The following is a 19204-nucleotide window of genomic DNA, read 5'->3' as shown; positions in this document are numbered from 1 at the left end:
GTGGCCGCCGTCCGCGACGTCGTCCCGCGCACGCTCGGGAAACAGGGTCAGGCGAGGGTGATCAGGTCGGCGTGGCCGGCGTTCCAGAGGTCCTCGGTGGCGTCCGGGAGGATCAGGACCCGGTCCGGGCGGAGGGCCTCGACGGCCGCCTCGTCGTGGGTGACCATGACGATCGCGCCCCGGTACTCGGCGACGGCGCGCAGCACCTCGGCGCGGGACGCCGGGTCGAGGTTGTTGGTCGGCTCGTCCAGCAGCAGCACGTTCGCGGACGAGGCGACCAGCCCCGCCAGCGCCAGCCGGGTCTTCTCGCCGCCCGACAGCACACCGGCCGGCTTGTCGACGTCGTCGCCGCCGAACAGGAACGATCCGAGGATCCCGCGCGCCTCGGCGTCCGCGAGGTGGGGCGCGGCGGCGGCGAGGTTGGCCGCGACGGAGCGCTCCGGGTCCAGGGTGTCGTGCTCCTGCGCGAAGTAGCCGAGCCGCAGGCCGTGGCCGTGGACGACGCGTCCGGAGTCGGGGCTCTCCACCCCGGCGAGGATCTTCAGCAGCGTCGTCTTGCCCGCGCCGTTCAGGCCGAGGACGACCAGCCTGCTCCCCCGGTCGACGGCCAGGTCGACGCCGGTCAGGACGTCGTGGCCGGCGTAGGACTTGGTCAGGCTGATCGCGCCGAGCGGCGTCCGGCCGGACGGCGCGGGCTCGGGCAGCCTGATCCGGGCGACGCGCGCGGTGCGCCGGACGGGCTCGGTGGCGGCGAGCATCCGGTCGGCGCGGCGGGCCATGTCCTTCGCGCGGGTGGCCGTGGAGTTGCGGGCGCGCATCCGGTCGGCCTGGGCGTGCAGTGCGGCGGCCTTGCGTTCGGCGGCGGCGCGGTGCCGGGCGCGGCGCCGGTCCTCGGCGGAGCGGTCGGCGAGGTAGGTGTCCCAGCCGGTGTTGTGGACGTCCAGGGACGCGGTGTCCGGATCGAGGTGCCAGACGCGGTTGACCGTCGCGGCGAGCAGGCCGGCGTCGTGGCTGATCACGACCAGGCCGCCCGCGTGGGACGCCAGGAACCCGCGCAGCCAGGCCACCGAGTCGGCGTCGAGGTGGTTGGTCGGCTCGTCCAGGAGGAGGACGCCGGTCTCGCCGAACAGCACGCGGGCGAGTTCGGCGCGGCGGCGCTGGCCTCCGGACAGGGTGCCGAGCGGCTGCCGCATCAGCCGGTCGGGCAGGCCGAGCCCGGCGGCGATCCGCGCCGCCTCGGCCTCGGCCGCGTAGCCGCCGCGCGCGACGAACTCGGCCTCGGCACGCGCATACCGGTCGAGGGCCTTCGGGTCTCCGGACGCCATGGCGGCCTCGGCGGCGCGCAGGGCGCGGACGGCCTCGTCCAGGCGCCGCGCGGACAGGACACGGTCGGTGACGGTCTGGGCGGGATCGGCGGCGGACGGGTCCTGCGGGAGGTAGCCGACCGGGCCGGTGCGGGTGATCGATCCGGCGGCGGGGGCGGCGGCCCCGGCGAGGGCCTTGAGCAGGGTGGTCTTGCCCGCGCCGTTGCGGCCGACCAGGCCGATCCGGTCGCCGGGAGAGATGTGGGCGGTGACGCCGGTGAGCAGGGGGCGGGCGGCGACGCGCACGTCGACACCACGAAGGGTGATCATGGGAAGGACGCTCCGAGACTGGATGAGGACACACGTGTGGCGTGGAAGCGGTGTCGTCCTCTAGTCCATGCGGCGCGTTGCCATGCGCATCACCCTAGGTGATGCCCCCTGGCCAGCGGCAAACGGTTTTCGCGCAAGGGCAACTTGTGCCCAAAAGCCGGAAGAGTTCGTCGGACGGCGACGATGACCGGCACCTGCGCGCGCGAGGAGCGTGTGGCACCTAGAGATCACCGTTGATGATCACGGAGGTGCGGTTTTGACCAGGCGGCCCCTCGCAAGAACGCGCAGAAGCGCGACGCTCGCGGCGCTGACCGGCCTCGCCGTCGTGGCGGCGGCGGGCGCGATGCCCGCCGCGAACGCGGCGCCCGCGACCACGCCGAAGATCGTGGTGAAGGACGGCGTGACGCAGCCCGTCTTCTCCTACCAGGACGCGATCCGCGAGCACGTCTACGTCCAGACGAACCTCGACTCCGACCATGACGGCAAGCCCGACCGGGTGAACGTCGACATCATCCGGCCGCGCGAGACCGAGCGCGGCCTGAAGGTGCCGGTCATCATGGACGAGTCGCCGTACTACGACAACATCGGGCGCGGCAACGAGGGCCAGCGCAAGAAGTACGACGCGAACGGGAACCCGAGCGCGTTCCCGCTCTTCTACGACAACTACTTCGTGCCGCGCGGGTACGCCTACCTCGCCGTGGACATGGTCGGGACGACCCGCTCGGACGGCTGCCCGACCAGCGGCGGGCCGACCGACGTGCTCGGCGGCAAGGCCGTCGTCGACTGGCTGAACGGCCGGGCGAAGGCGTTCACGCCGGACGGCAAACCGGTCGCGGCGTCCTGGACGACCGGGCACACCGGCATGATCGGCAAGTCCTACGACGGCACGCTCGCCAACGGCGTCGCGTCGACCGGCGTGAAGGGCCTCGACACCATCGTCCCGATCTCGGCGATCAGCAGCTGGTACGACTACAGCCGGATGAACGGCGTCAAGTACTGGACGGGCGAGCAGGACGGCCTGGCCGAGACCGTCGACACCCGCTACAAGACCAAGTGCGCCGACGTGCGCGCCTACCTCGGCAAGGCGCAGGACGACGAGACCGGCAACTACAACGCCTACTGGAACACCACGAACTACCGGACGGGCGCGATCACCAACGTCCGGAACGTCCACGCCAGTGTGTTCGCGATCCACGGCGTGAACGACTTCAACGTCAAGGACAACCAGTTCGCCGAGTGGTGGCAGGGGCTGAAGAAGCAGGGCGTCGCGCGGAAGGTGTGGCTGCACCAGCGCGGCCACGTCGACCCGTTCGACATCCGCCGCCAGGACTGGGTGAACACGCTGCACAAGTGGTTCGACCACGAGCTGCAGAAGATCCCGAACGACGTGATGAGCCGGCCGCGCGCGGACATCGAGGTCGGGCCGGACAAGTGGATCACGCAGTCCGACTGGCCCGCGCCCGCCGCCAAGTCGGTCGCGCTGCGTCCCGCCGCGGACGGCTCGCTCGGCCTGAAGCCCGCCACGGGCAACTCGACGGGGTCCTTCACCGACCTGCCGGGACCGGACAACGGCGGGTACACCGAGTCGGACCTGGCGTCCGACCCGACGACCGCCAAGCCGTACCGGGCCGCGTACGTGTCGGGACCGACGCCGAAGTCCCTCCGCATCTCCGGCACACCGGAGGCGAGGCTGCGCGTCAAGATGGACAAGCCGACCTCGAACCTGACCGTCCTGCTGGTCGACTACGGCACCGACACCCGCGTCGACTACCTGGGCGACGGCTCGGGCATCAAGACGCTGACCACGCGCAGCTGCTTCGGTGAGAGCACCGCCGACGACAGCGCCTGCTACCTGGACACCCAGACGACCACGACCACGGCCCCGCTGAACGTCGTGGCCCGCGGCTGGATGGACGCCCAGAACCGCACCTCGCTGAGCGACCCGACGCCGCTGACGTCCGGGAAGTACTACACGATCGACTGGAAGACGCTCAGCCAGGACTACGTGCTCAAGCAGGGCCACCGCCTCGGCCTGGTCATCGCGGGCACCGACTACGACAACACCACCGAGACCCCCACGGGCGCGAACGTGACCGTGGACCTCTCGGGCAGCTCCATCAGCGTCCCGGTCGTCCTGGCTCCGGACGGTGTGACCTCGCAGGTCGCCCCGGCGCCCACGGCCCCGTGGCGCGGACCGTCCAAGGTGAACCTGCCCCGCCAGGAGCGGAAGTTCTTCTAAGGACGTTCTTCCAGAGGGAGTTCTTCTGACCGCCTGAGCGGTCGGGCCGAAGCCCCGGGGACCGGTTCCGGTCCCCGGGGCTTCGGCCTGCCGGGGGTCAGGAGGGGACGCGGACGGTCTTGAGGAAGACCGGGAGCAGCCAGGGGCGGCGGCCGCCGATGACGACCTTGCGGGTGAGCGCGGCCCGGGGTTTGGACATGCGGCCGAACATCATGAGGTTGAAGGCGGCCGGGTCGAAGGTGACGCGGACGTCCGGAGTGCCGTCCGGCTCGTGGGCGGTGATCTCGCCGTTCTGGAGGCGCAGGACGACGGGGTCGGTGTGGGCCGATCGGAACTCCACCGTGATCGGGCGCGCGCGGGGGGCGCCGCCTCCGTCGAGCAGGGCGCCGACCCCGTTGCTCGCCATGCCGACGATGAACTCGCCGAAGAAGTAGGACGCGTCGCGGGACGGGATCTCCCAGGGGCGTCCGAGGGAGGCGGCGATGTCGTGGCCGTGCAGCAGCAGCTCGTTGATCATGTGGCCGACGAGCCCGGCGATCGGGAGCCGCGCCCCGCCGATCCAGGAGACGGTCTCGGACGGGTCCCGGCCCGTGGTCCGGTCGAGCATGAACCGCAGGCACTCGGCGAGGCGGTCGAGCAGGGCCTTGACGTCGCGCTCGGCGAAGGCGTCCAGGACGACGACGTTGAACGCGTGCACCCCGTCCACGGTCATGTCGGGCAGGCGTTCGATCAGGTCGGGGACGGGCGCCGGCGGGGCGTCCGGGCCGATGAGGACGGCGTCCATCCAGGCGATGGCGGTGACGTGGGCGACCGTGTCGGCGATCGTCCATGTGTCGGTGGCCAGGGCGGACGGGTCAGGGGCGGAGGTGACCAGGGCGGCGAAGCGCTCGCCGGTCTCGTGGAGCGACGCGCGGATCTCGTGCCACTTCTCGTGGGCCATGAGGCGAGATGACCACGGTTCCGCGGCGGAGGCAAGGTCAAAGGGACAGGAGTGTCTCAGAGGGGGATGTTGCCGTGCTTGCGGGGCGTCGGGGCGACGGCCTTCGCGCGGAGCATGGCGAGAGCGCGGGCCACCTCGGCGCGGGTGCGCGCGGGGTCGATGACGTCGTCGACGAGGCCGCGCTCGGCGGCGTAGTAGGGGTGCATGAGCTCGTCGCGGTACTCGGTGACGTACTTGGCGCGGAGCGGCGCGGGATCGTCGGCGGCGGCCAGTTCGCGGCGGTACACGACGTTCACGGCGGCCTCCGCGCCCATCACGGCGATCTCGTTGGTGGGCCAGGCGAGCGAGACGTCCGCGCCGATCGAGCGCGAGTCCATCACGATGTACGCGCCGCCGTAGGCCTTGCGCAGGATGACCTGGACGCGCGGGACGGTCGCCTCGCAGTACGCGTACAGCAGCTTCGCGCCGTGCCGGATGACGCCCGCGTACTCCTGCTCGGTGCCGGGGAGGAAGCCCGGCACGTCCACGAGCGTCACGAGCGGGATGCCGAACGCGTCACAGAACCGGACGAACCGGGCCGCCTTCTGCGCCGCGGCCGCGTCCAGGACCCCGGCGAGGACGGTCGGCTGGTTGGCCACGACGCCGACCACGTGCCCGTCGATCCGGGCGAGCGCGCAGACGACGTTGCGCGCCCAGTCCTCGTGGAACTCCATGAACTCCGCGTCGTCCACGAGCTCGGAGATCACCAGGCGGGTGTCGTAGGGCCGGTGCGGCTCGGCCGGGACGATCTCGGCGAGCTCCGGGCGCAGGTCGTCCTCCGCGCCGCGCGGCCCACCGGACGGCGGGGCCTCCAGATAGTTGGACGGCAGCAGCGAGACCAGGTAGCGGACGTCGGCGAGGCAGCTCTCCTCGTCGTCGTGGACGAACGTGGCGACGCCGGTGCGGCCGCCGTGCACGTGCGCGCCGCCGAGCTCGGCGTGCGTGACCCGCTCGCCGCTGACCGCCTCGATGACGTCCGGCCCGGTCAGGTACATCTGCGCGGTGCCGCGGACCATGAAGGTGGCGTCGGTCAGCGCGGGCGAGTACGCCGCTCCCCCGGCGCACGGCCCGAGCACCACGCTGATCTGCGGGATCACCCCGGACGCGCGGACGTTGCGGCGGAAGATCCCGCCGTAGCCGTCCAGCGCCATGACGCCCTCCTGGATCCGGGCGCCGCCGCCGTCGTTCAGCCCGATCAGCGGCGCGCCGTTCGCCACGGCCAGGTCCATCACCTTGTGGATCTTCGCGGCGTGCGCCTCGCCGAGCGAGCCGCCGAACACGGTGAAGTCCTGGGCGTAGACGAACACGCGGCGGCCGCCGATCGTGCCGGAGCCGGTGATGACGCCGTCGGTCGCGGGCCGGACGCCGTCCATCTTCGGGCCCTGCGCCCGGTGCCGCCGGAACAGGTCCAGTTCGAGGAAGGAGCCCTCGTCCAGGAGCAGGTCGAGGCGTTCGCGCGCCGTCCGCTTGCCCTGCCGGTGCTGCCGCTCGACCGCCGGCGCCCGGCCCTGGACGATCTCCTTCCGCAGCCGGTCGCGGCGCTCCCGCAGCGCGTCCATGGCCGGGAGCGCCGTGTCGGCGGGCGGGACCGGCGTGACCGGGTGGCCGTTCACCCGCAGCCCCGCGCCCTTCCCGTTCCCGTTCCCGTTGCCGTTGCCCGGGCGCGGAACGGGTATCGGGACGAAGTCGACCTCGCTCATGGGCGACCGTCCCGGCCGGACGTGAACTGCCCCGGAGTGCGGCCCTCCCCGGCCGGTCCCCGGTACGCCTGCGCGATGCCGAGCCAGCGGTCGGCCTCCGCGCCGGACGCGGTGACGGCCAGGTCGTCGCGGTGCCGCCGCTTGGTGACCAGCAGGCAGAAGTCCTCGGCGGGGCCGCTGACCCGCTGCGCGGCGTCCGCGGGGCCGAACCCCCAGAGCCGCCCGGACGGCGCGGTGATCTCGTAGCGGAACTCCTCGGCGGGCGGGGTCAGGCCGTGCGCCTGGTAGCCGAAGTCGCGGGTCAGGATCGCGAACCCGACCAGGTGGATCAGCCGGTCGGTGCGCTCCGGCCGGACGCCGAGGGCGTCGGCGATGTCCTGGCCGTGCGCGAACGTCTCCATGATCCCGGCGCAGGCGAGGATCGCCGGGGGCAGCGGGTTGACCAGCCACGGCACCGCGCCGTCCTCGGGGAAGGCGGCGAGCGCGTCGATGCCCATGGAGCGGTCGGCGTTCCAGCTCTCGACCAGCTCGCGCGGCGACTGGCGCGGGTACAGGTTCAGCGCGGCGTTGACCGCGCCGTCGAAGTCGCCCTTCGCGCCCTCCACGAGCGCCTGGAACCCGGCGGCGTCGGACGCGGCGGTCCCGGCCAGTTTGTAGATGAACGCCAGGTGCGCCACCTGGTCGGCGATCGTCCAGCCGGGGGCCGCCGTGGGCAGGCGCCAGCCCGCGTCGTCGAGATCGGCCACCAGCCGGTCGATCTGCTCGCTCTCGGCGGTCAGGTCTGCGATGACTGTCTTCAGGTCCGTCACGAGCAGCGTCCTCTCCTGGGAAACCGACTTCAGCATCACCTGGTGGGACCAGGGGTGCGCTATGCGAACGTGCGGTGCCTCACCCGAGGGGCCGGCTGAGGGGTCGGCTGAGGGGTCAGCCTTTGCCGAACTCGCCGGAGACGGCGGGCTCGGCGGGTTCCGGCCAGGGCGGGCCGAGGGTCTGGTGGTCCTTGCGGTCGACGCCCATGAGCTTCAGCGCGGGACCGGTCATCGCGGTCGTGACCAGCGCCATGACCACCATCAGCCCGTACAGGTCCTTGTCGAGGACACCCATGCTCAGGCCGACGCCGAGCGCGACCAGCTCGGTCAGGCCCCGGGTGTTCATCAGCACCGCCAGCAGCGCGGACGTCCGCGTGGGCAGCCCCTGGAGCCGCGCGCCGAGGAAGGCGCCGCCGAACTTGGCCGCGATGGCGGTGAGCAGGATCAGGCCGAAGTCGAGCAGATCGGTCATGCTGGTCTTCGCCAGGTTCACCTTCAGCCCGACGAGGACGAAGTAGGCGGGCAGCAGCAAAACCGTGCTCAGCTGGACGCCGTCCAGCATGGCGGTGCGCGCCCTGTTCCCCTCGCCGCGCGGCATGACCAGGCCGAACAGGAACGCGCCGAAGATGAAGTGCAGGCCGAGCGCCTGCGTGGCCGCCGCCGACAGCAGCACCCCGATCAGGACCACCGCGAGCGCGGCGGGCGAGCGGGCGGCCAGGGCGTCCGCCAGGGGCGACCGGCGCAGCAGCGGCCCCACGACGAGGAACATCGCCACGACGTAGGGGACGGTCAGCGCGATCTGCCAGGCCGTCGCGTCGCCGACCATGGCCTGGACGGCGGCGAGCAGCGTCCAGGCCACCACGTCGCAGATGGCGGCGGTGCTCAGCGCGACCGTGCCGAGGAGCGTCCCGCCCATCCCCCGGTCGCCGATGATCCGCGCGAGGACCGGAAACGCGGTCACCGACGTCGCCACCGCCATGAACAGGACGAATCCGGTCTGGTGCCCGCCCGCGTGGCGGGGCGCGAGGTACAGGCCGAGCAGCGCGCCGAGCCCGAGCGGCACCAGCGTGGAGCCCACCGCCGCGCCGACCGTGGCCCGGCCGACCTCCCGGACCGTCCGGCGGTCCAGTTCCAGGCCGACGACGAACATGAACACCACCAGGCCGAGGTTGGCGACGGCGGTCAGATACGGGCGCACGGTCGCGGGGAACAGCAGGTCGGCGACGCGTCCGTTCATCAGCGTGGGGCCGACGAGGATGCCGACGGCCATCTCGCCGATGACGTCGGGCTGGCCCAGCCTGCGCGCCACCCGGCCCGCGACCCTGGCCAGCACGACGACGAACGCCAGGGCCAGCAGAAACCTGAGGATCTGGGTGTCGGTCACCTTCCCACCTCTCCCACCTGCGACGGGACCGCCGCGCTTCCGGTCCCGCGCGGGACCGGCTCCGAACCGGCGGCGCCCATCCTCGAACAGGCTCCGCGCGGCGGGCTTCCTCTCGATTGCCGTCCCGATCACCCGCCCGGCGGTCCGCCGATCGAACGTCGGGCGGGACGGCGGGCGCCCACGGCCGGACGTCGTGCCGGGCCGCAATCCAGAAGGTGCCGGGGCCCGCGCGGACTGCGACGGTGAATGCCAGTGCGGACAGCGACTGAAGGAGATGATCGGGTGGGCGCCAAGCTAGGCAAGCGCGCGGTACTGCTCGGTGGAAGCATCGCGGCCCTGTTCGCGGCGCGGGCACTGGCCGAGGGATACGAGGAGGTCGTCCTGGTCGACCGGGACGAGCTGGTCGGCGTCCGGGAGGCCCGGCGGGGGGCGCCGCAGGGGCGCCACATCAACGGCCTGCTGGCCGCCGGCTCCCGGACCATGGAGGAGCTGTTCCCCGAGATCACCGCGGAGATGGTCCGGAACGGCTGCCCGCTGACGGACCTGGCGGGCACGGTCCGCTGGTACTTCAACGGGATCCCCCTCCAGCAGACCCGCGCCGGCCTCACCAACGTGGCGGCCCGGCGGCCGCTGATGGAGTGGCACGTCCGGGAGCGCGTCCAGGCGTACGACAACGTCACCTTCATGGAGAAGTACGACGTCCTCGGCCTGGTGGCGAACGACGACAACTCCCGGATCGTCGGGGCCCGGATCCAGCCGCACGGGCGGGACGGCGAGGAGATCGTGCTGGACGCCGACCTCGTCGTCGACGTCACCGGCCGCGGCTCGCGCGCCGCGGGCTGGCTCACCGAACTCGGGTACGGCCGGGTGGAGGAGGACGCGACGAAGATCGGCCTCGGCTACGCCAGCCGCCACTACGTCCTGAAGTCCGACCCGTTCGGCAAGGACCACTCCATCATCGCCGTGGCGTCGCCGGACCGTCCGCGCGGCTGCATCTTCACCAAGACCGACCACGAGACCGTCGAGCTGACGATCTACGGCATCCTCGGCGACCACCCGCCGACCGACCCCGAGGGTTTCACCGCCTTCGCCAAGACCCTCGCCGCTCCGGAGGTCTACGAGGCCATCGTGGACGCGGAGCCGATCGACGACCCCGTCCTCTACAAGTTCCCGACCACGCTGCGGCGCCGGTACGAGAAGCTCGGCCGCTTCCCCGAGGGCTTCCTCATCATCGGCGACGCGGTCTGCACGCCCAACCCCGTCTTCGCGCAGGCCCAGACGCTGGCGGTGTTGGAGGCCAAGGCGCTGCTGGCGCACGTCCGCGCCGGGAAGCTGCCGTCGTCGCTGGACTTCCAGCGCGAGGTCGGACGGATCATCGACCCCGCCTGGGAGATGACCCACGCCATCGACCTCAGCTTCCCCGGGGTCGAGGGGCACCGGGGCGCGAAGCTGAAGATGATGCAGGCGTACATGACACGGGTCATCATCGCCGCGACCGCGGACCCCAGCGTCACCGAGGCGTTCATGCGGTCGGCGGGCCTGGTCGACCTGCCCCAGGCGCTCATGAAGCCCGCCTTCATGATGCGGGTGCTCCGCACCTCAAGCCGTGTGATGGCCGCGGCGAAGGGGTGATCCGGGACGGCGGGAACCTCCTCTCCCGCCGCACCGTGAGCCGGGTCCGGGCCTGCCCCGGATCCGGCTCACGCGCGTCCGTCGACCCGAACCCGGAGGCCGCTCAGGCAGCTCGGGCGGCTCGGGCGGCTCGGGCGGCTCGGAAGGGGCCGGGCACGCGTCAGCGCGGCGTCCGGCCGGTGGCCCCCGATGGGCACCGGCCGGACGCCGCGTCCGTCTCACGTCGTGACGCGCTCGCGGCGGGCTCAGACCGGCGGCTTGGCCGGGTAGAAGAAGCCCTTGCCCGCGACGGCGTCGAAACCGGGGATGGGCTTGCCCGGGTTGAACATCGACACCTGCGGGAACGGCGTGCGGGTCAGGAAGACGTGCAGGTCCCAGAACCGGGGGTGGGCCTCGCCGACCTTGCAGCCGCACTCCTCCGCCGTCGGCGCGGTCGAGCCGGCGGCCTCGCCCTTCCAGTCCTCGGCCGGCGGCACCGGGATGTTCTGCCAGGTGTCGGCCGGGTGGACGCTGCGCTCGTGGACGAACCACTCGGTCGGCTTGACGCACCGCAGGCCCGTGTCCCCGGGATAGGACGGCGCCTTCCCCGGGGTGTACGGCCAGACGTACCCCCAGCCCGCGAGCCGGTAGGGGAAGTTGGGCACGTAGGGCTGCGTGACGTTCGTCGCCTTCGGGTCGGGACGGTAGAACAGCAGCGTCGGCATGCCCGCTCCCTGCATGCCGACGTTGACGATGGTCATCCCGACGCCCTTCATGCTGTTGTACATGTGCGCCAGGGCCGCGAACTGCGTGCCCGTCGCGGAGTTCGGCTTCGCGAGGCGGTCCACGTCGGCCTGGTTCCGCAGCACGGTGAAGCCCTTCAACAGCTTCGACACCCGCCGCTGTTCCGCGGCGAGGGTCATATACCGCTCCACTGGACTGCAGGACGTCCCGTTGTGCTGGGTGACGCCCGGTCGCCCGGCGTCGGACGCGGTGGCCGCGTTGGCCGCGTTGGCCGCGTTGGCGGCGGCGGGCACGGCCAGCGCGGCGATGCCGACGGCCGCGGCGACGACGTGGCGTCGCCTCAGGTGCTCGTTAGCCACGGAGCTTCCCTTCTAGGAGTGGTGCCGGATCCGCACACGACGCTAAGGAGGCGGGGTCCGCGCCACATCCGCCATCGTGCGATCTTCGTCCGCCCAGGCCGGTGACGCGCGGGACCGGGAATGCGCAATCGGGAGGATGTGGCCGGAAAGCCCGGGTGTGACCCTTCTGCTGTGGCCGGAACGGCCAGGCGAACCCTTCTTTTCCGTGGAGGTGGTGGCCGATGAGCGGCGATCTCGGTGAACGGGCGGTCGTCCTCGGGGGGAGCATCGCGGGCCTGCTGGCCGCACGGGTGCTCTCCGAGGCGTACGAACAGGTGGTGGTCGTCGACCGGGACGAGGTGCTCGGCGTGCGGGAGTCGCGGCGGGGAGCGCCGCACACGGTCCACGCGCACGGGCTGCACGCCCGGGGTCACCTCATCATGGAGGAGCTGTTCCCGGGCTTCACCGACGAGCTGACCGACGCGGGCGTCCCGGCCGGGGACCTCGGCGAGATGCGCTGGTTCTTCAACGCGCGCAAGCTGCGTCCGGCGCACACCGGGCTCGTCTCGGTGACCGCGCCCCGTCCCGTGCTGGAGTACCACGTGCGGGAGCGGGTGGCGGCGCTGCCGAACGTCCTGGTCCTGCAGCGGCACGACATCGACGGGCTGGTGGCCGACACGGCGCGCGGCCGGGTGGTCGGGGTGCGGGTCCGGCCGCGGGACGAGGGGGCCGAGGAGCAGCTGCTGGACGCCGACCTGGTGGTGGACGCCACCGGGCGCGGCTCGCGCACTCCCGCCTGGCTCTCGGAGATGGGCTACGACCGTCCGCCGGAGGAGAAGGTCAAGGTCGGGCTCGCCTACACCACCCGGCACTACCGGACGAAGCCCGAGTGGTTCGACGGGGTGCAGTCCATCAACCCGGTGGCCTCGCCCGCCCACCCGCGCGGCGCGTTCTTCGGCCAGGTGGGGCCGGACACCTGCATCCTGTCGCTGACCGGGCTCCTGGGCGACCACCCGCCCACCGAGGACGAGGCGTTCCTGGAGTTCGTCCGCTCGCTGCCGGTGCCGGACGTGTACGAGGCGGTCCGCGACGCGGTGCCGCTCGACGACGCCGTCTCCTTCCGCTTCCCGGCCAGCGTGCGCCGCCACTACGAGCGGCTGACCCGCCTGCCGGACCGGCTCCTGGTCATGGGCGACGCGGTGTGCAGCTTCAATCCCGTCTACGGCCAAGGGATGAGCGTCGCCGCACTGGAGGCGATGACGCTGCGCGAGCACCTGCGCCGGGGCGTCCCCGCGCCCGGGCCGTTCCAGGCCGACATCGCCAAGGTCGTGGACGTGCCGTGGGAGATCTCGGCGGGCGGGGACCTGGACTTCCCCGGCGTCGAGGGCCGCCGCACCCTCAAGGTCAAGATGGGCAACGCCTACATGTCCCGGCTGCAGTACGCGGCGACGAAGGACGCGAAGGTCACCGAGGGGTTCATGCGGGTCGCGGGGCTCATCGACCCGCCGCAGGCGCTCATGAAGCCCGCGATGCTGGCCCGCGTCCTGCGGCACGCCGTCCGGCGGCCGGCGCCCGGACCGTCCTGGCAGGGCGGTGGACGGCCGGCCGGCATGAGCTGACTCCGGCAGTACGACAGAGGGGGCGGGCGCCGCGGCGCCCGCCCCCTCTCCGCTGCCCGGACGTCAGGTGGCGGGCTGCTCCACGGTCTCGGCCGCCTCGGCGTCGGCCTCGGCCGCGGCCTTCTGGGCGCCGAACGGGGGCTGGTTCCGCAGGCCCACGAAGGCGATGACGGCGAGCACCACGTACAGGACCATCGTGACCACGGCGACCACGTGCAGGCCGCTGGTGAACGAGTCCTTGGCGGACGACAGCAGGTCGGTCCCGACCTTGCCCGGCACGTTGGGCGCGCCGTAGACCGCGCCCGCGAGGCCGTTCTTCGACGCGTCCGCGACCGGGCCGGGCGTCCCGGCCGGGATCACCAGGTCGTGGCGGTAGACGGAGGTGCCGACGATGCCGAGGACGGCGACGCCGAGGGCCGCGCCCAGCTCACCGGACGCCGAGGAGATCGACCCCGCCGACCCGGACTTCTCCTGCGGGGCCGCCGACATGACCAGGAGGCTGTTCATCATGCCGACGGGGCTGCCGCCGACGTAGACCAGGATCAGCCCGGTCATCAGGGTGGAGATGCCGGCGGTGGCCGTCACCTGCGTGATGACCACCAGGCCGGCGATCGCGACCACCGAGCCGACGACCAGGATGACCGCGGGCTTGATCTTCTGGGCCATGCCGAGGGACATGTTCCCGAAGATCACCATGGCCACCGACGGGGCGATCAGCCACAGCGCCACGTGCGTCGGGCTGATCCCCTTGACGAGCTGCATGTACAGCGTGACCGTGAGGCCGACGCCGCCCATCACCATGGCGACCACCAGGCCGAGCGCGACGCCCGTGCTCAGCGAGCGGATCCGGAACAGGCCGAGGTCGAGGAGCGGGTGCTCGATCGTCCGCTGCCGCCGGACGAACAGGGCGCCGAGCGTCAGGCCCGCCACGACGGCGACGACCGGCCACACGCCCCAGCCGTTGCGGCCGAGCTCCTTGATGCCGTACACGGTCGGCATGACGGCGCCGAGCGACAGCACCACGCTGATCAGGTCGAACGAGCCCGCCCGCGGGTTGCGCGACTCGGGGATGAGGAACGGCCCGGTGATCAGCAGCAGCGCCATGACCGGGATCGCGATGAGGAAGACCGACCCCCAGTAGAACGACCCGAGCAGCAGGCCGCCGATGATCGGGCCGCCGATCAGGCCCAGCATGATCGACGATCCCCAGGCGCCCATGGCGGCCGCGAGCTCCTTGGGGTTGCGGAACATGTCGGTGATGATCGCGAGCACCGACGGCATGATCGTCGCCCCGGCGAGGCCGATGACGGCGCGCGCCGCGATGAGCGTCGCGGTGGACTCGGCCGTGGCCGCCAGCACGGACGCGACGATGAACAGCGCCGCCCCCGCGAACAGGACGGTGCGGCGTCCGATCCGGTCGCCGAGCGTCCCCATCGTGATGAGGAAGCTGGCGATGACGAACCCGTAGATGTCGGTGATCCAGAGCTGCTGGATGCTGCTTGAGCCCAGGTCCTTCGCGATGTGCGGGAGCGCCAGGATCGTCACGTTGATGTCGAGGGTCGCCAGCATCGTGGGCAGGCAGAGCATCGCCAGCGCCACCCATTGCCGCGCGCCCGCCCGGGGCGCGGATTCCACCTCTGCGGTCATGCTCGTCCTCTCGTCGTCGGGGCCGCGACGGCGGCACGGCTAGGTCACCGGCTCGGTCATGTACGGCTCGGTTATGTGACGACGGTGCGGGACGAAACTCACCGGAGCATCTCCCCGATTGCGGAATCGGCGACCGGTCCCGGACGGGTCAGGCCCCCGGTGCGGCACGCACCGGGAGCCGGGGACGATCGGAGGCCAGGTCAGGAGCCCAGCTCGACGCGGGCGTGGTCGCCCACGACGATCTCGTGCGCGTCCCGGCCGCCCGCGCCGGGGCCGATCACCGCGGAGCGGCCGATCACCGAGCGGCGGAACGTGCCGGTGAAGGCGATCGACGCGCCGTCCAGGACGATCGAGTCGGCCAGGGAGGCCGAGCGCAGCAGGCAGCCCGCCCCCACGGACGTGCCGGGGCCGACCACGCTGTCCACGACCCGCGTGCCGGCGCCGATGACGACCGGCCCGCGGATCCGGGAGCGCACCACCGTGGCCCCCTCCTCCACCACGACCGGGCCGTGCAGCTCGCTGGCCGCGTCCACCGTGCCCGCGACCCGTGGGATCAGGTCTTCCAGGAGGCGGCGGTTGCAGTCCAGGACGTGCTCGATCTCGCCCACGTCCCGCCAGAAGCCCCCGTACTCCCGCGCCCGGACCCGCGCCCCCGCGTCCACGAGCCACTGCACGGCGTCGGTGATCTCCAGTTCGCCGCGGGCGCTCGGCGCGATGGCGGCGACGGCCTCGTGGATCGCCGCGGTGAAGAAGTACACGCCGACCACCGCGAGGTCGCCGACCGGATGCTCGGGCTTCTCCACCAGCCGGACGACCTCGCCGTCCGCGTCCACCTCGGCGACCCCGTACGCGCGCGGGTCGGCGACCTTGCGGACCACGAGCTGCGCCGCCGGGCGCGTCCGGCGGAACTCCTCGGCGATCTCCGCGACGCCCTCCCGCAGGACGTTGTCGCCAAGGTACATCACGAAGTCGTCCTCGCCCAGGAAGGACCGGCCCAGGCGCAGCGCGTGCGCGAGCCCGAGCGGCCGGTCCTGCCGCAGGTAGGTGATGCGCACGCCGAGGCGGGACCCGTCGCCGAGGACCCGCTCGATCTGCCCCGCCCAGGTCCCCACGACGACGGCGACGTCCGTCACGCCGACGTTCCTGATGTCGTCGATCACGTGCTCCAGCACCGGACGTCCGGCGACGGGGATCAGCTGCTTGGGCATGGAGTGGCTGAGGGGCCTGAGGCGGGAGCCGGAGCCGCCCGCCAGCACCAGGGCCTTCACGAGAGGTGCCTTTCGGTAGAGGACAGGTGCCAGTCCCACAGCCGCGCGCCGAGGCGGCGGGCCGCGGTCATGCTCGCCCAGGCCGTGGCCTCGACGAGCGCCCGGTCGCCTGGACGGGTCGCGCGGAAGGCCGCGACGTCCGACGGGACGACCTGGTAGGAGGCCATGGCGGTCAGCAGGGTGAGGACGGCGACGGGCGCCAGGTCCTCGTCCAGCCCGGCGGTCGCCTCACCGACCCAGGCGCGGCTCATGCCGGGCGGCCGTCCGTCCCAGTCGGAGAGGACGCCGCCGACGAGCTCGCGGACCGGTTCGGGCACCGCGCGGCGGCCCGCCGCGTCGATCGCCGCGGCCGACCGGGCGAACGCGTCGGCGACCGTGGGGCTGCCCGCCGCCCAGGCCATGTCCACGGGCAGGACGGCCTCGGGCAGCAGCCGCAGCGACCGCCCTTGGGGAAGGACCGCGTTCGGCCGCAGGAACCGTCCGATCCGGTCGGTCAGCGGGCCGCGCAGGACGCGGGGCACCTCGCTCGGCAGCACCGAGTCCTCGAGGAAGACGTTGACCATCCGGTTGAGGTAGTGGAACGTGACCGCCACCCCGGCCAGCTCGGCCGCCGTCTCCGCGGTGCACGGCATCGGTTCGTCCTGGAGCGCCCACGCGGCGGCCGGACGCTCCTTCCCCGCGGTCGCGGCGGAGTCCCGTTCAGGGGACAGCGTGCGCAGCGTCGAGGTGTGCACCTCCACGCAGTACGGGCAGGAGTTGGACGCCGAGACCGCGGCGGCCACCGCCTCCCGGTCCACCCGGCGGGTGGCGCCGACCAGCAGGGACTCGCGCAGCGTCATCCACGAGGCGGCCAGCGCCTCGGGCGCCGGGGAGTGCAGCGCGACGGGCGGCGCGAGCATGCCGAAGTCCGCCTCGAGCTGCTCGTAGACCTCCGCCACCAGCCCGTCCGCCGATCCGGCGGGAACCGGCCGCACATGCCTGACCTGCCGCACCGACCTTCGTAGCAGCCTCCTCACGGGTCAGCCCGCGAGGTCGCGCGCGAGCCCGGCCGTGCCGCGCCGCGCGCTGGTCTCGCCCTCGGGCGACGGCGCGCCGTAGCGGACGTCGATCCCGCGCTCCCGCGCCGCGGCGACGATGCCGGGGACGGCCCGCTCGGCCAGCGCCGCGATGGTCATGGCCGGGTTGACGGTCAGGGCGCACGGCACCGCGGATCCGTCGGTGACGAAGATGCCCGGGTGGTCGCGGAGCTCGTGCCGGTCGTCCAGCGCGGAGGTGGACGGGTCGTCGCCGATCCGGCAGGACGCCAGCGGGTGGACGGTGTAGGCGCCGACGACGTCGTTGGTCCAGGCCGCGACCTCGGCCAGCCCGTCGCGCTCCACGATGTCCTTGACCTCGGCGTCGGCCATGGCCCACGCGCGCAGCGTGTTGGCCGTGGGGTTGTACCGGAGGGCGCCGCGGCCGAGCATCTGCTGGGAGATCCGGGTGGCGTTGCCCGTCGGGGGAGGCGGCCCGAAGACGCCCTCGTTGTCGTCCTCGATCATCTGGAAGATGGTCAGCCAGGACGACCACTTCCCGAGCAGCTCCTTCTTCTCCGCGCCGAACCACGTCGGGTCCGCGCCGCCCGGGACCTGCGCGAGGATGGTCCCCAGGCCGGGCGGGAAGTAGAGCTGTTCGAGCGAGTAGCGGGAGTATTCGGGGAGCGAGGCGTCCAGCCGGTCCCAGTTGGCCACGCACGGGCCCTTGCCGATCTGGTTGGAGCCGTACGGCAGGCCGTCCTGGCGGCCGAGGCCCAGCACCTCGCGGACGCGGTCCTCGTCGATGACGGCGGTGTTGAGGCGTTCCCCGTTGCCGGAGAAGTACCGGCCGACGGCGTGCGGCATCTTCCCCAGGTGCGGCTCGCTGCGCTGGAGGATCACCGGGGTGGCCCCGGCGCCGGCGGCCAGGATCACCATCTTCGCGGCGATCGTCCCGCTGCCGGTGTGGATCCGGTAGTCCTCGTCGTCGACGACGTCGTAGTGGACCTCGTAGCCGCCGTCGCCGGTGCGCGTGAGGTGCTGCACCTCGTGCAGCGGCCGGATCTCGGCGCCGTGGGCGAGGGCGGCGGGCAGGTAGTTGAGCAGCAGCGACCGCTTGGCGTCGAACTTGCAGCCCGCCATCATCCAGTTGCAGTTGGTGCACTTCTCGTTGTCGATGGCGACCGGGACCGGGTTGGCGGTGCGGCCCGCGTGCGAGCACATCGCGCCCCACAGGCCGCCCGCGTAGGTCACGTCGTTCCAGTCCTGCGTGTGGACGGGCAGCGCCTCGGCGACCCGGTCGTACCAGGGGTCGAGCGTGTCGCGGTCGATCGCGCGCGGCCACATCCGGCGGCCGATGCTGCCGTGCCGCTCGAAGATGAAGCGGGGCGCGCGGGGCATCGCCGCGAAGTAGACGACGCTCCCGCCGCCGACGCAGTTGCCGCCCAGCAGGCTCATGCCGTCGCCGACGGTGAAGTCGAAGATCCGGGTGTAGGACGAGCCGAGCTTGAAGTCGTGCTCGAACTCGTCGCTGCCGAGCCACGGCCCGCGCTCCAGCACCACGACCTTCGCGCCGCCGGCGGCGAGGTGGTAGGCGGTGATCGCGCCGCCGAAGCCGCTGCCGATGACCAGGACGTCGGTCTGTTCCGTGGCGCTCATGCCGGGCTCCCCGAGGGCGTCGTGGCGGGGTGGAGGCGGGCCAGCGGCCTGCCGTAGGAGTAGCGGGGGAAGCGCCACAGCCCATCGGGGTCGGGCTGGGCGAACCCCATGGCGAGCAGCCCTGGATGCCCGTCCGCCATCGCGTCCGCGGTCTCCCGGTGGGCGGCCGAGTCGTAGGCCATGTTGCAGAAGAGCGTCAACAGCACCCAGAACTCCTTCTCCGGGTGGCCGGGCGCGAGCAGCCGGCGCACGAGCGCCGTGCGCTGGAGGTGGGTGAGCGCGACGAAGGGCGGGACGGACGGGTCGGGCGCCAGCCCCTCCTCGGCGGCGTACGCCTCCGCGTGCTCGCCGAGCCGGGTGACCAGGTCGCCGAGCATCGGGGTGACGCCGGTCGCGGACCAGTCCAGCAGTTCCAGGGCCCCCGCGGCGACGGCGCCGGGGCCGTCCGCCGCCCCCGCGACCGCGCGGTCCTCGGGGAAGCGTTTCTCGCCGGGGACGATGGTGTCCGCGAACGCCTCCAGCGTCATCGTCGCCTCCGGTGACCGGCCTGCCATGAGCAT

General features: G+C 72.6%; 14 protein-coding genes. 3 read left to right on the top strand and 11 right to left on the bottom strand.

Annotated features, from left to right (window positions below; translation table 11 throughout):
- Positions 1-47 precede the first annotated feature (47 nt).
- Positions 48-1634: an ABC-F family ATP-binding cassette domain-containing protein gene (locus tag AB0L06_RS24465; RefSeq protein ID WP_500233393.1), complete on the bottom strand. Its 1587-nt coding sequence runs from the start codon at positions 1632-1634 to the stop codon at positions 48-50.
- 256 nt (positions 1635-1890) lie between these two features.
- On the opposite strand from AB0L06_RS24465, the gene AB0L06_RS24460 reads away from it, so the two are divergent.
- Complete coding sequence (locus AB0L06_RS24460) at positions 1891-3873, top strand: Xaa-Pro dipeptidyl-peptidase (protein WP_500233392.1); 1983 nt, start codon at positions 1891-1893, stop codon at positions 3871-3873.
- 97 nt (positions 3874-3970) lie between these two features.
- Here the strand turns inward: AB0L06_RS24460 and AB0L06_RS24455 are convergent, their stop codons facing one another.
- From AB0L06_RS24455 to AB0L06_RS24440, 4 genes are all read right to left on the bottom strand, one after another.
- On the bottom strand, positions 3971-4813 hold the full coding sequence (locus tag AB0L06_RS24455; RefSeq protein ID WP_500233391.1) for a maleylpyruvate isomerase N-terminal domain-containing protein: 843 nt from the start codon (positions 4811-4813) through the stop codon (positions 3971-3973).
- Between the two features lie 56 nt (positions 4814-4869).
- Positions 4870-6552, bottom strand: a complete 1683-nt coding sequence (locus AB0L06_RS24450) for an acyl-CoA carboxylase subunit beta (protein ID WP_500233390.1) — start codon at positions 6550-6552, stop codon at positions 4870-4872.
- Complete coding sequence (locus tag AB0L06_RS24445; protein WP_500233389.1) at positions 6549-7361, bottom strand: TIGR03084 family metal-binding protein; 813 nt, start codon at positions 7359-7361, stop codon at positions 6549-6551. Before AB0L06_RS24445 ends, AB0L06_RS24450 begins: the two co-directional genes overlap by 4 nt.
- Positions 7362-7476: 115 nt before the next feature.
- The gene (locus tag AB0L06_RS24440; protein ID WP_500233388.1) at positions 7477-8745 is read right to left on the bottom strand and encodes a cation:proton antiporter domain-containing protein; all 1269 of its coding nucleotides are present in this window, start codon (positions 8743-8745) and stop codon (positions 7477-7479) included.
- Positions 8746-9027: 282 nt separating this feature from the next.
- On the opposite strand from AB0L06_RS24440, the gene AB0L06_RS24435 reads away from it, so the two are divergent.
- Positions 9028-10377: an FAD-dependent monooxygenase family protein gene (locus AB0L06_RS24435; RefSeq protein WP_500233387.1), complete on the top strand. Its 1350-nt coding sequence runs from the start codon at positions 9028-9030 to the stop codon at positions 10375-10377.
- A 245-nt stretch (positions 10378-10622) separates the two neighbouring features.
- Here the strand turns inward: AB0L06_RS24435 and AB0L06_RS24430 are convergent, their stop codons facing one another.
- On the bottom strand, positions 10623-11459 hold the full coding sequence (locus AB0L06_RS24430; RefSeq protein ID WP_500233386.1) for a hypothetical protein: 837 nt from the start codon (positions 11457-11459) through the stop codon (positions 10623-10625).
- Positions 11460-11680: 221 nt separating this feature from the next.
- On the opposite strand from AB0L06_RS24430, the gene AB0L06_RS24425 reads away from it, so the two are divergent.
- Positions 11681-13057, top strand: a complete 1377-nt coding sequence (locus tag AB0L06_RS24425) for an FAD-dependent oxidoreductase (RefSeq protein ID WP_500233385.1) — start codon at positions 11681-11683, stop codon at positions 13055-13057.
- A 63-nt stretch (positions 13058-13120) separates the two neighbouring features.
- On the opposite strand, the gene AB0L06_RS24420 is transcribed toward AB0L06_RS24425, so the two are convergent.
- The 5 genes from AB0L06_RS24420 to AB0L06_RS24400 form a co-directional block, all read right to left on the bottom strand.
- The gene (locus AB0L06_RS24420) at positions 13121-14704 is read right to left on the bottom strand and encodes an MFS transporter (protein ID WP_500233384.1); all 1584 of its coding nucleotides are present in this window, start codon (positions 14702-14704) and stop codon (positions 13121-13123) included.
- 200 nt (positions 14705-14904) lie between these two features.
- Complete coding sequence (locus AB0L06_RS24415; RefSeq protein ID WP_500233383.1) at positions 14905-15972, bottom strand: glucose-1-phosphate thymidylyltransferase; 1068 nt, start codon at positions 15970-15972, stop codon at positions 14905-14907.
- Positions 15969-16946, bottom strand: a complete 978-nt coding sequence (locus AB0L06_RS24410; RefSeq protein WP_500233382.1) for a carboxymuconolactone decarboxylase family protein — start codon at positions 16944-16946, stop codon at positions 15969-15971. The genes AB0L06_RS24415 and AB0L06_RS24410 overlap by 4 nt, the downstream gene beginning before the upstream one ends.
- 45 nt (positions 16947-16991) lie before the next feature.
- On the bottom strand, positions 16992-18644 hold the full coding sequence (locus tag AB0L06_RS24405) for an FAD-dependent oxidoreductase (protein ID WP_500233381.1): 1653 nt from the start codon (positions 18642-18644) through the stop codon (positions 16992-16994).
- On the bottom strand, positions 18641-19198 hold the full coding sequence (locus AB0L06_RS24400) for a DUF5987 family protein (RefSeq protein WP_500233380.1): 558 nt from the start codon (positions 19196-19198) through the stop codon (positions 18641-18643). Before AB0L06_RS24400 ends, AB0L06_RS24405 begins: the two co-directional genes overlap by 4 nt.
- Positions 19199-19204: the final 6 nt, after the last annotated feature.

Origin of the sequence: Spirillospora sp. NPDC052269 (genome assembly GCF_040679435.1) — a bacterium.
Lineage (GTDB): Bacteria > Actinomycetota > Actinomycetes > Streptosporangiales > Streptosporangiaceae > Spirillospora.
The sequence above is the reverse complement of the archived record's forward strand: the minus strand, read 5'-3'. Positions and strand labels throughout refer to the sequence as shown.

Coding starts and splice junctions, on each gene's coding strand:
- AB0L06_RS24420 (WP_500233384.1), bottom strand. CDS start 14,704: ATGACCGCAGAGGTGGAATCCGCGCCCCGGGCGGGCGCGCGGCAATGG.
- AB0L06_RS24465 (WP_500233393.1), bottom strand. CDS start 1,634: ATGATCACCCTTCGTGGTGTCGACGTGCGCGTCGCCGCCCGCCCCCTG.
- AB0L06_RS24425 (WP_500233385.1), top strand. CDS start 11,681: ATGAGCGGCGATCTCGGTGAACGGGCGGTCGTCCTCGGGGGGAGCATC.
- AB0L06_RS24450 (WP_500233390.1), bottom strand. CDS start 6,552: ATGAGCGAGGTCGACTTCGTCCCGATACCCGTTCCGCGCCCGGGCAAC.
- AB0L06_RS24405 (WP_500233381.1), bottom strand. CDS start 18,644: ATGAGCGCCACGGAACAGACCGACGTCCTGGTCATCGGCAGCGGCTTC.
- AB0L06_RS24400 (WP_500233380.1), bottom strand. CDS start 19,198: ATGGCAGGCCGGTCACCGGAGGCGACGATGACGCTGGAGGCGTTCGCG.
- AB0L06_RS24455 (WP_500233391.1), bottom strand. CDS start 4,813: ATGGCCCACGAGAAGTGGCACGAGATCCGCGCGTCGCTCCACGAGACC.